Here is a 15,157-nt window from a genome sequence, read left to right on the forward strand (position 1 = left end):
TTTAGTAAGCATTTTAATTGTATGAACCTAACCCTACAATCCCTTCGCTTTGCTCACCCATTTATTTCCAGCAATGCTGAACCGCCAGGGCCAGAAGGCGGATTCTTCGGAGTAAGCAACGCCAACTCTGGTTCCCGTTTGAATTTCGAAGGTTTCAAAAACTACAGGAGTTTCGATCCACACTGGAGAGGCATTCTCGGTCAAAGAAAGGCCAGAAGATGCAGTGGTCAACCCGAGTGCCTGACTACAAGTACCTGGGCCAGCGCTTAAATTCGTTTTGAGTTGGGGCATGCTTCGGCGTTGAAGCATGGTTTCAATGCCCCAAACAGGCTCAATGGCACGAATCAACACCGCGTGGGCAATGCCACCCGATGCAGTAACCACATTGAACAAGTGGTGAATGCCATAGCACAAGTAAATGTAGCAATGCCCTCCCGGCTCAAACATGACTTTGGTACGAGGCGTGAGGCGATTGCCATAGGCGTGACTGGCTTTGTCTTCGGGAGCGCGGTAGGCTTCCGTTTCCACAATTTTGCCTACCGTGAGTTGCCCGTCAAAGTTGGTCACCAAATGTTTGCCCAATAGCTCTTTGCTGATTTGCACGACATCTTCGCGCAAATAGAAAGCCTCGTTCAGCCTCGTACCAATTTGGTCAAGCGGTCTTTGCAAAACCTAGGGAAGTTGGGTAAGTTTGAATTTTTTCCAGCGTACTTTGATGCCACCACCATCGTGGATTTGCAGCGCGATGAAGCCTTCGCCCTTGCCAATCTTATCGTCTTTGAGGTAAATCATCTGTTGACCATTGAGCCAGGTGGTTACTTCGTCGCCTTTTACGAGGATTTTCAGTTTGTTCCATTCGCCCACTTTCAGGGCTTTTTCAGCCTCTGCGCTGGGTTGAATGAGCCAGCCCCGGCCATAAGATTCGTAAACACCCCCGGTATGGTTGTTCAAAGGGGCTACTTCTACTTGCCAGCCGCTGATTTTGACGCCTTCAATTCCAGAGCGAAAAAATACGCCACTGTTGCCATTGGCTTCTTGTTTGAACTGTAAGGTAAGGTCAAAATTCTTGTACTTGTTGGCAGTAGAAAGATAGCCATAGGCTTTGTCTGGACCGCTTTCGCAGATGAGTTCTCCGTTTTCTACAAACCACTTTTCGGTGCCGTGGATGTTCCACCCCGTCAGGTCTTTGCCATTGAACAGGGACACTTTTTGTGCCGCAACTAAAAACGGCATACAAGCGATGCATGCGATCAGATAAGAAATTTTCATGGATGAAATTTGTGTGTGATGAAAATGTGACAATGAAGATAAACTTTAACGGCGAATAAATTTGTCATCACAACAAGTCTAATCAATTCTCCTTCCTTCAACGGTGCGGCTGTTGCGATCTTGCCGATCGATGCGGCGCAAATCCACCATCAATCCGGCGAAAGCTGCACCAAAATTGACGTCGTATTCTTTGCCGTCGTAAGTAACGGTTCCGGTTGAACGTTCCCAATCTTTGGCCAACAAGACGTAGCGCTCTCCTGCTTTGGGGCTGGGCCCAAACATTAAGAAACGCGATTCCGAGCCATTTTCAAAAGCAACCGCAAAGCGGTTGGCCTTGGGGCTGAACATGAATACGCCCGGCGTGCTGCGGGGAATGTAAATCTCCTCGACTTTTTGTCCATTCACCATTCGCACCTTTCCTTCTACTATTTCGGAGGAATTTTCGCCCAGTTTACGGCGCAGGTATACATCATCCGAAAGATAAAATTGAATTTTCTTCAATTCTGATTCACTCCAGCGGTTGCGGTCGTACAAGTCTTGGGTGAAATACGACAAGCGAGAATTACAACTGCTCAACACTGCCAAAAACAGCAGCAACTTTGGAATGACGCAAAATCGGGAAGTCAATTTTTCTGCGTTGCTTAGGGTATTTTTCATCATCACGTGTTTTCTTTATGAGATGGTGAAATTACAGCAAGTCACTCATGCACAAAAGTGGTTTATGAAAAGTTTAACAAGGGTTAAGGTTTATTAAAACTTAAAACCCCAAGACTTTGTAAGGTTAATGACAATCCCTTTCATCCAAAAATTGTTACATTAGCACGTGGTGTATTAAACGACCAAGACATGAAGGTTTTTACCAATGTTTTTTCTATGAGAATACTATATTTCAGCCTGCTGTTTAGCCTAATGGCCTTGCCGATGGCGATGGCAACACACAACCGCGCTGGTGAGATCACCGTTGAGCAGGTAGGCAACTGTGTGACCAGTTTGACCGTCAAGGCAACCATTGTTACTTATACCAAGGCCAGTAGTTTCATGGTGGACCGTGATTCCTTGACCATTTTCTGGGGAGATGAATCGCCAGGATCCAAAGGTTTCCAGGTGGTCAGGGTCAATGGCCCGGTCGGATCAAATGGCATTGGCAAAGGAGAATTGCTCGAAAATGATACGCGGAAGAATATTTACGTCGCTTTCCATACTTTTCCATCGCGGGGTACTTATGTCATCTCGATGAATGACCCCAACCGCAACGGGGGGATTTTGAACCTCAATTTTCCCAACTCGGAGCAAATTAAATTTCACATCCAAACCACCTTCACCTTTCCCAATCCGCAGGTGGATGGCTGCAACAACACGCCAATTCTGCTGCAGCCCCCCATCGACATTGGTTGCGTAGGAAAACCTTTTATCCACAACCCCAATGCCTATGATGCGGATGGAGACAGTTTGGCTTACAAACTGATTGTTCCTTTTTCTGATCGAGGGGTGCAAGTACCCAATTACTTGTTTCCCAATATGATTAACCCTGGCCCCAAAAACAACCTCAGCATCAATGAGAAAACAGGGGAAATCGTCTGGGATGCCCCCCAACGTGCCGGGGAATACAACCTGGCCATGATCATTGTGGAATTTCGGGATGGCAATCCCTTGGACACCATTGTGCGCGACATCCAGATTTTGATTCAAAACTGCGACAACCAGCCTCCCAAAATTGAGCTTCCTTTTACCGAAATTTGTGTAATAGCAGGTCAGGTCGTCCAATTCAAAGTAACGGCTACGGCCCCGATTGAAGAAACCCGCCAAAAAGTAAAATTGGGCGCATTGGGTGGCCCTTTTGAAGTAAAAATAAGTCCAGCCACCTTTACCCCAAGAATCAATTCGTATCAAAATGATCCGTTTGTCAAAACATTCCGCTGGGAAACCCGCTGCGAGCACATTTCGGATCAATTTTACTCGGTCGTCTTCCGAGCGGTAGATGATTTTTATCCGCGAGACTCCACTGGTTTATCCGTGCTTAAAACCGTACGGATCAAAGTAGTCGGGCCGCCGCCTGAAGGAGTCAGGGCTTCGCCAGGTAATGGATTCATTGATGTCACCTGGAATAAACCATACGTGTGCGACAAAGCCGCCGAAAATTATTTCCAGGGATTCACCGTCTGGCGCAGAATTGGCAGCAATGCTTTTGAACCGGATACCTGCCAATCAGGTCTGGCTGGGCGTGGTTACGTGAAACTGACCGAATTTGCCATCAAGGACAGCTTGAGCGGACGCTATCATTTCCGCGACAACAATGTTGAGCCAGGCCGGACGTACTGCTATCGGATTTTGGCAGAATTTGCAAAAACCACTCCGGGTGGCCGTTATGCCTACAACCTGATCGAGAGTTTGCCTTCCAAAGAAGCCTGTGTACAACTGAACCGCAACCTCCCCTTGATCATCAAAGCGGATGTGGTCACCACCAGCAGTACAACTGGCAGGGTACAGGTTTGCTGGACGAAACCCAAGCCAGCCGACCTTGATACCTTGGTCAATCCTGGGCCTTATGCCTATGAATTGGTGCGGGCAGTTGGTTTAACCCCTGCTGATGCAGACTTCAGGCCCGTAACGCGTTTCAGCAGTGCAACTTTTAAAGGAGCCAATGACACCTGCTTTTTGGATCAAAACCTCAACACCTCTGGTACGCCATATAGTTATAAGGTTCGATTTTATACCGGCCGATCAACTACCGTTCCGCTGGGATCGACACCATTGGCGTCGACGGTATTTCTAAAAATCAGCCCATCGGATAAATTGCTGCAATTGAGCTGGGATGAAACCACGCCCTGGGACAATTACGCTTATGTGGTGCTGCGCAAAAATGCCGCTGGAGGGTTCGACTCTTTGGCAACTGTATCAACAAGTACTTATACCGACCGCAATCTGGTCAATGGTACCGAATATTGTTACAAAATCCGGGCTTTGGGTACCTATGGTATCGAAGGCATCACCAGACCCTTGATCAACTTTTCGCAAGAAGTTTGCGCAAAGCCTCAGGACAACGTGCCGCCTTGCCCACCTACCATCAAAGTTGGCACCATCTGCGACAAGCCAACGGATTGCTCCAACCGCGACTTGCAGGTGAATACCATTACCTGGAATCGACCAACCACCACTTGTCCGGAAGCTACGGATCTGGCGGGGTACAAGGTGTATTTCAACAGCGGTGATACGGTAGGAAAATACACCCTGGTCGGCACCATCACTTCTCCGAATACCCTGCAATTTGGGCACCGCCCGGAATTTGGCATCGCTGGTTGCTATGCCGTAACCTCCGTTGATCAATTGGGCAATGAAAGTGCGCGCAGCAACCTCATTTGTGTAGACAATTGTCCGCGATACACCTTGCCGAATACCTTCACGCCCAATGGCGACAATCAGAACGAGTTGTTTACCCCATTCCCCTTCTGCTTTATTGCCAATGTTGACTTCCAGGTGTTCAACCGCTGGGGGCAATTGGTCTTCAAAACCGTTGATCCAAACCTGAATTGGGATGGCAAAAACCTGCAAGGGGAAGCACTTCCCGCCGGTGTGTACTACTACAAGTGCAAGGTTTTTGAAGAAAGAGTGAATGGCGTAGTGCCGGTAGAGAAGCCGCTGGAAGGGTATATACAGTTGGTGAAGTAGTGAGCGGTCAGCGGTCAGCAATCAGCTATCAGCAAATTTGAGCTGATAGCTGATTGCTGATAGCCGAAAGGGAGATTAGGTTTTTTTGTGTTTTTTCACGCTAATAAAACGACTATCAATCCAGTACACCAGCCAAAAGAGACCAAGGGTTACCATTCCTAAGAAAACATAAATTACCGTATTTACAAATTCTGTGGGATTCCGTTTGTAATCAGCAGTATACCCAAATATGAAGGAAAAAATTGGCAATACATAGCATGAACAAAAAATGCAAAATGAATCAATGTCAAGTCCCATAATTATTTCTATTTTTTAGACTGTGTTTGAATCAATCAACTCCGAACCCAGAGTAAACTCGCCCCTCCTCAGGCATAAACCCCAAAACAATATCTCCAGCAGGAACGCCCAATTGCAATAATTCTTCAGCAACTTCTTCTTCGGTCCAATTTTGAATGACCTATATTTTTTCGTTTCGAAAATCAAAGTGCAACATTACCAAACTTACAGTATTTAATGTAAGCTATTTGTCTTTTCATCGATAGAAAACAAGAACTTCTTCGAAAAAGAGAAAATAATCTTGAACTTATTTAATTTTTTTAAAAAAGAATACTAAGTTTGTTAAAATGTTTCTTTTAACCGACTTGATTGTAGAATGTCACTCAAAAAAGACCAAAATAAATTGGGGGTCATCAAAGAGCTTTATTTTTCCCGCATGCTGTCTTGTACAGACTTGTGCGAACGGAGGGATAAGAGCTTGCCTTTAATTACAAAATTGGTCAATGAGTTGCAAGAAGATGAAGTGATTATAGAAAGCGGCTTTGCGCCCTCCACCGGCGGCCGCCGCCGGCTTATGTACTCCATTCGTCCTGATTTTCAATACATTATTGCGGTATCGATGGATCAGTTGATTACCCGGATCGCTTTGATGGATTTGCACAACAACTACATTGGTGTCATCGAAAAAGTGGACTTACCCCTCATGGCAAATGATCACGCTTTATTCGACTTGACCACTGCAATAGATTCTTTTTTACAAAACAGCCCAATTGGACAGGATAAAATTATTGGCATAGGAATTGCTATGCCGGGTTTCATCAATCCAGGCAAAGGCATTAATTATTCCTTTTTAAAGGCTGAGGATAACATCGTTGAACACCTTGAACATACCCTGAACATACCCGTTTTCATCGACAATGATTCCAGCCTCATTGCCTTGGCCGAGTTGCGTTTCGGTGCTGCCAAACAAGAAAAAAATGCCATGGTCATCAATATGGGCTGGGGAGTGGGCTTGGGCATGATCCTCGATGGAGCCCTCTATCGGGGTGAGATCGGTTTTGCTGGGGAGTTCAGTCACATCCCACTTTTCAACAACAAAAAACAGTGTAGTTGTGGCAAATACGGCTGTCTGGAAACTGAAACCTCTCTTTTGGTCTTAGTCGAAAATGCACGTAAAGGCATTGAACAAGGGCGCTCTACTACGCTGGATGCCCAAGTTTTTGGTGATCCAGAAGAGGCCAATAACGCCATCGTTAGGGCTGCTTTGAATGGTGACAAATTTGCAGTGGAATTACTCTCAGAAATTGGCTTAAAAATCGGACTTGGGGTTTCGATTTTGATCCATTTGCTCAATCCAAAACTCATTGTACTCAGCGGACGTGGTGCTATGGCTGGAAAAATCTGGCAAGCACCCATACAACAGGCATTGAACGAATATTGCATTCCCAGGTTAGCGGACAACACCGTGATCAAAGTATCCGAACTCGGTTACCAGGCCGAAATGATTGGTGCAGCAGCTTTAGTTATGGAGAATTTAGAGCAGCTTCATCTGTCCAAGTTTAGTGCGACACCTTACGAACAAGCTTTTTAACGTAATGACAATGTGCATTACTCACCACTAGTGGAATATTAAACTAATTTTTATGAACAACTTAAACTCAAATCTAAAATGATCAGAAGTATACGATCGCAGATCAGGATCTGCTTAATGCTGATCCTGGGGCTCTGCGGGGCAGGCGCCTTTGCTCAGGGAACAGTAAGAGGTACGGTTACCTCAAAAACAGATGGAATGCCACTCCCAGGTGTGAATATACTAGTCAAGGGGAGGACTACTGGTACCGTTACGGAAGTAGACGGCCGTTTTTCGCTTCAGGTTAGTCCTGGTGAAACACTTACCCTCTCCTACACCGGATTCGCTACGCAGGAAGTGCAGGTGACTAACCAGACAGAGTTGAGCATTGTCCTTGTAGAGGATGTACTCACCATGCAGGAAGCGGTAGTGACGGCACTTGGCATCAGTAAAGAAAGTAGAAAACTGGGGTATGCCGTTTCTACCATTAATGGCGATCAACTGAACAAGGCTAGAGAAACCAACGTAGCTTTATCCCTCCAGGGCACAGCTCCGGGGGTAACCGTAAGAGGTACCAATGGTGGCCCTGGCGGAACAGCTCAAGTGCTGCTGCGTGGAATGCCCAGCATGAACAGCGGGGGTTCCCCACTCTATGTTATCAATGGTATTCCCATGGATAACACGCAACGCGGTGGTGCTGGCGAGTGGGGTGGCGGAGACAATGGAGACGGTATTGGTAACCTTAACCCGGATGACATTGAGACCTTGACCATTCTGAAAGGTCAGTCAGCTTCTGCTTTGTATGGCGCTCGTGCTTCAAACGGTGTAATCTTAATTACCACCAAAAAGGGTAAGAAAAACGATTTTTCCGTTGAGTACAACACGAATTACATGACCGACAATGCCATGAATCTTACTGATTTTCAGTACGATTATGGTCAAGGTCTTTTGGGGGTTAAACCAGTTGATGCCAACTCCGCGCTCTCATCAACTCGTATGAGTTGGGGGCCTAAGTTAGATGGCAGCTCTACCCCTCAATTTAATGGCCAGTCTTATCCTTACAGTGCGCAAAAGGACAACATCAAGAACTTCTACAGAACAGGTTCCTCCTTTACAAACACCGTTTCTGTTTCAAAAGGAACTGAGTCAGGTTCTTTCAGATTGTCGGCCTCAAACCTTTCCAATCAATCCATGGTGCCCAACAGTGGCCTCGAACGAAAAACCTTTAACTTTAGCTTAGATCAAAAAATCACTAAAAAGCTTTCGGTTACTGCTGTTGCAAACTATGTGGATGAACAGTCTAAAAACCGATCATACCTGAGTGATGGTCCAATGAATGCGAACAATATCTTGTTTCTGGCAACCAATGTAAATGAGAGCATTTTAGCCCCTGGATTTGATGCGTCAAAGAATGGAGCTGAAGTTCGCTGGAGCGATGATGAGTACGTATCCAACCCTTACTTTGTAACCAGTCAATTTAAAAATAATCTCAGCCGCAGGCGCATGATTTCATCTTTGATGGCACGTTACGATCTAACCAGCTGGTTGTACGCACAGGCTCGGGTGGGCTATGATTTAAGCAATGACAAGTCTTTTAACGTAACTCCTTGGGGAACTGCCTACCAAACCAGACCTGATGGAAGTGGATCGATGGGGCAATCTCAAACCCAGCGTTCTGAGTTGAACATCGAAGGGATTCTTGGTGCGAATAAGAAGATTTCCGATGATTTAACGATCGATGCCTTGATTGGAGGCAACATCCGGAAGAATGAATCAGAATACGTAGGGGTTGGCGGCGCGTTTTTTACACTTCCCTATGTATATACATTGTCAAACTTGTCACAACGAGGTGGGGGTGATTATGGATTTTCGAAACAAGGTGTTCATTCAGGGTTCTACTCAGTGGACTTTTCCTACAAGAATTTCCTGTCCGTAAACACAACTGGCCGGTACGATGACTATTCCACGCTATATTCTTTGATCAATCCGGAAAAGAAGACGGGGATCTTCACGCCATCGGTCTCCACCAGTTTCTTGTTCAGTGAATTGGGCAATTTTGGGAAATTGAGCTTTGGAAAACTACGTGCTTCCTTCGCTCAAACCAGTGGCGAGCTAGGTGACCCTTACCAAACATCATTGTACTATAACTTGGATCGTTCATTCAATGGTCGGCCCGTGGGTTCATTCCCTGGAACTGCGCCCAACTCTACTTTGAATCCCTTTACCCTTACCGAAATTGAAATCGGTACCGAACTTAAGTTCTTCAATAATCGGTTGGGATTGGATTTGGCCTGGTTCAACCGTACTACCAAAAATGAAATCATGCGCGCCAATTTTAGCCCAGCAGCTGGATTTACTGGTGGTTTTGTAGGCACGGGTTCAACAAAAAACACGGGTATTGAGCTTCAAGTTAAGGGTGTAATTGTTCGGACAGCAAATTTTGAATGGAGCACAACGCTGAATTTCACGAACGTTAGCAACAAGATTATCTCTACTGACCTCAACAATACCAATCTGCAATTGGGCTACAATCGCGCTACCTTGGGCAATGCCTATACTGCTTTTGTGCCAGGCCTGCCAGGTCCGCAGATCATGGCGTATGACTACAAAAGAAGCAATGGTCAAATTGTTGTGGACGGAAGTGGAATTCCAGTGAGAGGTGATTTAAAGCCAATGGGAAGCGTTTTGCCTAAACAATATGGCGGCTTAATGAATCAACTGTCCTATAAAGGATTTAACCTTGCATTCCTCATTGACTATAGCTTCGGAAATAAAGTACTTTCTGCAACCGAGCACTATTCAATTGCCCGTGGCTTGAACAAAATCACCCTGGAAGGCCGTGATGGAATTACAACGGGTGTTATCGAATCAGGAACAGCCAATACGGTAAAAGCTCCTGCTCAACTTTACTACCGAGCTGTAGCACAACAGATTACCTCAAGTAGCGTGGTTGATGGTGACTTCATAAAATTCCGCCAGCTTACCTTAGGCTACCAGATTCAAGGCACAAAACTTGGAAAGCTTCCTTTCCAGTCTATTCAATTGTCTTTGGTTGGGCGTAATCTTGCCATCTTAATGCGTAAAGCGAAGAATATCGATCCTGAATCTTCATTTGGGTCTAATCTACGCTACTATGGCATTGAGGGAACAGGTTTACCTTCTGCCCGTTCAATCGGACTCAACCTTAACTTTAAATTCAAATAGCCAGAACCATGAAAATACAATATAAGAATTTCCTTAAACAAGGAAGACTTGCCTACTTAGTGTTGGTACTTACTTTCCTTACCTTCTCCTGCGAAGATTTGGCCGAGTTGAACGTAGATCCAACCAGGTCTTCACCCGCAAACTTTGACCCGAATTTCTTCTTGTCTTCTAGCCAGTCGAATTATCTGGGTGCAACTACGGGTTATAGTGGCCCTATTCTATTTCAGAGCGGATGGGTACAAATTTTGGCCAGTACCTCTACCTTAGGTGCCAACTACTACTCCAACATGGACAAGTATGTTCCTTCTACCAACACAGCGAATTATCAACAAGGAGGCTGGAACAGTGGTTATCGATCAGCTACCCTGGCCAATCAAATCTTGTTTGATACCGACGGCAAAACTGGGTTTGAAAATTTGAGAGGGGTGGCCAAAATCATGATCATCCTGAATATGCAGCACATTAGCGATGTTTATGGAGACATACCATATACGCAAGCATTGCAGGCTGCTGCCGGGCTCACCCAGCCTGAATATGACACTCAGGAGGCTCTTTACCAGGCTCTGCTTAAAGATTTGGACGCTGCGGTAAGCAGTTTAGATGTGTCCAAAAAAGGCCCAACTGCGGATCTGATGTACAATGGGGATGTTGCCAAATGGAAAAAATTTGGTTACTCCCTCATGCTGCGCATGGCCATGCGATTGGTAAAAATAAGTCCAGCCACTGCCAAGACTTATGCCGAGAAAGCAGCAGCGGGCGGCACATTTGCCAGTGCAGCTGATGACGCTGTTATCAAGTATGACAATACCAATGGCTATACAAACGGCAATGCAGGACCTTTGAATACTGCTTCTGATTTCTATGAGGTTCGCTGGAGCAAAACCATCATTGATTATTTGAAGACCAGAAATGATCCTCGCCTGGGAATAATTGCTGAAGTTCCACAAGATGGCTTTGCGGCTAACAACAACGCTGCACTGAGTGGCAATTCTACTCCTGCAAACCAGCTTGGTTTGCCCAACGGATTTGATATAGCTGGAGGAGCTACCGACATCAGTAAATCTCCTGGCTTTCCAGGCGCAACAGGCTCTGGCTCAGATGCTACCAAAATTGGGAAGTACTCACGTCCAACAGCCATCTACCGTAATGTAAATGCCCCCGCATTTATTCTGACTTACGCTGAGAGTGAATTACTCTTGGCAGAGGCAGTTGTAAGGGGCTTTACTGTATCGGGAACTGCTGCTAGTCACTACAGCAACGCGCTTCGAGGTGCCTTGGCTGGCATGGCGCCACTTGGTACCAGCGCAGCTATTGATGCGGCTACGGTAAACGCATATGTTACAGCAAACCCACTTGACGTTTCTTCCTCAGCCAATTCTCTAAAGATGATCAATGAGCAGTATTGGGCAACCACTGGCCTTTTGTTCAACTTTGTAGAGGCATGGAACAACTGGAAACGTTCGGGCCATCCAGTGCTAACACCGGTTAAATTTACTGGTAACTTCTCAAATGGAGCAATTCCTCGCAGACAGCCATACCCAACTGGAGAAGCAGGTCAGAATGGTGATGCTTACAAAAAAGCAGTCACCAGACTTCCAGGCGGTGATCAGTGGACATCCCGCATTTGGTGGGACGCTAATTAAGTTGAAACGGGTTAAACTTGTGTTTTGAATTCCAACCATAAGTTTATTAATGGGAATGAAGTAAAAGGCTGGACTCCAATCCAGCCTTTTATTTTTTCTCTAGTGTGTGTAAATTGCTGTTGATAATTGCATTTGAAAGTGACGAAATTCCCTGTATCAATGAAAAAAGTATTCGCAGTTGCGCTTTCTTTAATCACCTTGGTATCTGCCAAGGCGCAAAGTTTATTCGAGTCCGTTAATTCCTCACGCTCAGGTGTATCATTCAAAAATACCATTGTCGAAAATGCGACTCAAAACGCATTGACTTACGAAAACTTATTCAATGGAGGGGGGATTGCAGTTGGGGACATCAACAACGATGGCCTCGAAGACATCTACTTCGTTTCTAACATGCAGCTCAATCAGTTGTACCTCAATCAGGGCAACTTCAAATTCAAAGACATTACTCAAGCAGCGGGAGTAGCTGGCCGGGTGGGATGGAAAAGTGGCACATCCATGGTAGACATCAACGGCGATGGGCTTCTCGATATCTACGTGTGTTACTCCGGCAAAACAGATGCAGAAAAAAGGCGCAATCAGTTTTTTATCAACCAGGGAAACCTCACTTTCATCGATAAGGCCCAAGAGATGGGGCTTGACGATCCATCATATACCACCCAAGTCTCCTTCTTTGACTATGATCGGGATGGTGATTTAGATGCTTTCTTACTCGCGACCAATGTAAAAGTGATCCGGGACTTGGAGTATTCGCAGGCCCGTAAAGCTAAACATCCTTATGCCGGCGACAAGTTGTTTCGCAACGACAATGGGCGCTTTACCGAAGTAACAGAGGCGGCTGGTATTCTTTCTAATGCCCTCGGCTTTGGCTTGGGTGTAACGGTATCGGATGTGAACAAAGATGGCTGGCTAGATATTTATGTCTCTAATGACTATGCCGAACCGGATTACCTCTACATCAACAATCGCGATGGAACCTTCACCAATAAGCTGGATGTATCGCTCCAACACATTTCGCAATTCTCGATGGGGTCAGATATAGCAGATGTCAACAATGATCTGTTACCTGATATTTTCACTGTTGACATGTTGCCTGAAGACAATAAAAGACAGAAGCTATTGTATGGACCGGACAACTACGAGCAATTCGCGCTCATGGTGAACGAGGGCTATCATTACCAGTTCATGCGCAATATGCTTCACCTCAACAATGGTAACGGTACATTTTCGGAAGTAGGGCAACTGTCGGGCGTATCCAATACCGACTGGAGCTGGGCACCACTGTTTGCCGATTACGACAACGATGGCTGGAAAGATCTATTCGTGACAAACGGATATTTTCGGGATTATACCAATCGCGATTTTCTTAAATACAAAGGGGATTACTATTTTCAGAAAGTTCTGGCGCACGAAAAAGCCGATACCTTGGAGTTGGCAAAGTCAATGCCTTCAACACCAGTGCACAATTATATTTTTAAAAACATGAGCAATGCCCGGTTTGAAGATCAGAGCAAGGCCTGGGGATTTTCAACGCCCACTTTTTCAAATGGTGCCGCTTATGCCGATCTTGACAATGATGGCGATCTGGATTTGATTGTAAACAATCAGAACGCTGAGGCTTCGCTTTACCGAAATCTCGCGCGCCAGCAAAACGCATCGCGCCATTACATCGCTTTGCAACTGAAAGGTGCTGGACTGAACACACAAGCTATTGGAAGCGCTGTAACGATTTACATTGGACAGGATAAACAGTTTTTTGAAATGATGCCGGTGCGCGGTTACCAGTCCTCTGTTTCTAGCAGAATTCATGCTGGCTTGGGTGGCCAAACACAGATCGATTCGATAGTTGTAGTTTGGCCGACGGGCAAAAAAAGTAAAATTGCCAACGCAATGGCCGACCAGTTGCTCGTGTTGGAAGAAGTAAACTCGACACCAACTGATCATGATGCTACCCCTCAAACAGCTACCCTTTTCAAAAGCGAAAAGTCCCCACTCACCTATCGTCACACGGAATATGGGGCAAATGATTTTAAACGACAACCATTACTCAATACCATGCTGTCGCCTTGCGGCCCCGTGATGGCGAGTGCCGATGTCAATAAAGATGGCACGCTGGATATTTTTGTTGGGGGCACCAAGGAAAATCCCGGTCGCTTGTTCGTACAGTTGAGCAACGGCATTTTCCGCATGATGGGTAATTTTGATTTCAAAGAAGATGCCAATTGCGCGGATGCAGATGCCAGCTTTTTTGACGCAGATGGTGATGGCGATCAAGATTTATATGTAGTAAGTGGCGGTTATCACGAATATCAGCCGGATGAGGAAGCTTTGCAAGATCGCTTGTACATCAATGATGGTAAGGGAAACTTTAGCAAAGCGCTAGGCGCGATACCGCATATGTCTCCAGCCAAATCCTGTGTGCGGCCAATCGATCTTGATCACGATGGCGATCTTGACCTATTCGTGGGAGGAAGAGTTATGCCGGGTTCATATCCACAATCTCCGCCAAGTTATCTCTTGCTCAATGATGGTTCAGGGCGGTTTACCGATGCCACTGAAAATCTATTGCCTTTGCTGAAAAATCTGGGCATGGTTACCGATGCAGCCTGGCTTGATGTAAACGAAGATACTTTTGCTGACCTGATTGTAATGGGAGAATTTATGCCAATCAGCGTATTTATCAACAACCAAGGCCAGCGTTTTGAGGAAGCCACCAATCAATATTTTAAAAATGTGGAATCTGGTTGGTGGAATAAACTAGCCGTGGCCGATTTTGACCATGATGGTGATGACGATCTGATTGCCGGCAATTTCGGTTTGAATTCCCAGTTCAAAGCAAGTGAATCAGAACCCATCAGTATGGTCTATTCAGACTTTGATAACAATGGCAGCATAGATCCCATTCTGGTTTCATATGTACAGCACAAACCTTACCCCTTCGCTGGTCGCGATGAACTGTTGGATCAACTTTTTCCCTTGCGCAAGAAGTTCACTACCTATGCCCCCTATTCAGAAGCCACACTAAGCGACCTGTTCACTCCTGCGGAGCTTTCGCAAACAAAAAGATTGTCCGCGACAGAACTGCGAAGCGTTTACTTCGAAAATCAGGGCAAGCAGTTTGTCAAACACATTTTGCCAACTGAGGCCCAGTATGCCCCGGTTTATAGTATTGAAGTACTTGATTACAATCATGATGGTCACCCCGATTTTATTCTTGCTGGCAACCAGAGCGCGATACGCATCCGTTTGGGCAGTATTGATGCAAACTTTGGGCAGCTCTATGAAGGCAATGGCAAAGGAAATTTCAGGTACGTAACCCAGGCGGAATCCGGATTTTCTTTTACAGGCGATGTAAAATCAATGAAGTGGATAAAAACTCCTGCCGGGGAATTCCTACTTGCAGGGATCAATAACCTGGGTATTGTGGCCTACAAAAGAAATGAATCAACTTCGAAATAAGGGGCAAAAAAAATAAGTGTTCATTTTGCCAACGAATTAGATAAGTAAACGTTCCATTTTAAGTGTCTTATCT

At 45.7% G+C, this 15,157-nt stretch carries 9 protein-coding genes; 5 read left to right on the forward strand and 4 right to left on the reverse strand.

What is annotated here, in order from left to right:
- Positions 1-33 precede the first annotated feature (33 nt).
- The 3 genes from ABW391_RS10225 to ABW391_RS10235 form a co-directional block, all read right to left on the reverse strand.
- The gene (locus ABW391_RS10225; RefSeq protein WP_353481760.1) at positions 34-669 is read right to left on the reverse strand and encodes a DNA-3-methyladenine glycosylase; all 636 of its coding nucleotides are present in this window, start codon (positions 667-669) and stop codon (positions 34-36) included.
- A gap of 3 nt (positions 670-672) precedes the next feature.
- Positions 673-1,269: a 3-keto-disaccharide hydrolase gene (locus tag ABW391_RS10230; RefSeq protein WP_353481761.1), complete on the reverse strand. Its 597-nt coding sequence runs from the start codon at positions 1,267-1,269 to the stop codon at positions 673-675.
- Positions 1,270-1,347: 78 nt separating this feature from the next.
- On the reverse strand, positions 1,348-1,926 hold the full coding sequence (locus ABW391_RS10235) for a hypothetical protein (RefSeq protein WP_353481762.1): 579 nt from the start codon (positions 1,924-1,926) through the stop codon (positions 1,348-1,350).
- A 216-nt stretch (positions 1,927-2,142) separates the two neighbouring features.
- On the opposite strand from ABW391_RS10235, the gene ABW391_RS10240 reads away from it, so the two are divergent.
- Positions 2,143-4,935, forward strand: a complete 2,793-nt coding sequence (locus tag ABW391_RS10240; RefSeq protein WP_353481763.1) for a T9SS type B sorting domain-containing protein — start codon at positions 2,143-2,145, stop codon at positions 4,933-4,935.
- Between the two features lie 328 nt (positions 4,936-5,263).
- Here the strand turns inward: ABW391_RS10240 and ABW391_RS10245 are convergent, their stop codons facing one another.
- Complete coding sequence (locus ABW391_RS10245; RefSeq protein WP_353481783.1) at positions 5,264-5,389, reverse strand: element excision factor XisI family protein; 126 nt, start codon at positions 5,387-5,389, stop codon at positions 5,264-5,266.
- A gap of 198 nt (positions 5,390-5,587) precedes the next feature.
- Between ABW391_RS10245 and ABW391_RS10250 the strand changes: the two genes are divergently transcribed.
- From ABW391_RS10250 to ABW391_RS10265, 4 genes are all read left to right on the forward strand, one after another.
- Positions 5,588-6,802: an ROK family protein gene (locus tag ABW391_RS10250; protein WP_353481764.1), complete on the forward strand. Its 1,215-nt coding sequence runs from the start codon at positions 5,588-5,590 to the stop codon at positions 6,800-6,802.
- A gap of 78 nt (positions 6,803-6,880) precedes the next feature.
- Positions 6,881-9,985: a SusC/RagA family TonB-linked outer membrane protein gene (locus ABW391_RS10255; protein WP_353481765.1), complete on the forward strand. Its 3,105-nt coding sequence runs from the start codon at positions 6,881-6,883 to the stop codon at positions 9,983-9,985.
- Positions 9,986-9,993: 8 nt separating this feature from the next.
- The gene (locus ABW391_RS10260; protein ID WP_353481766.1) at positions 9,994-11,628 is read left to right on the forward strand and encodes a SusD/RagB family nutrient-binding outer membrane lipoprotein; all 1,635 of its coding nucleotides are present in this window, start codon (positions 9,994-9,996) and stop codon (positions 11,626-11,628) included.
- 159 nt (positions 11,629-11,787) lie between these two features.
- Entirely contained in the window at positions 11,788-15,084 is a 3,297-nt protein-coding gene (locus ABW391_RS10265; protein ID WP_353481767.1) for a VCBS repeat-containing protein, read from the forward strand.
- The last annotated feature ends 73 nt before the right edge of the window (positions 15,085-15,157 follow it).

This window comes from Haliscomenobacter sp., assembly GCF_040403615.1.
Taxonomy (GTDB): Bacteria; Bacteroidota; Bacteroidia; order Chitinophagales; family Saprospiraceae; genus Haliscomenobacter.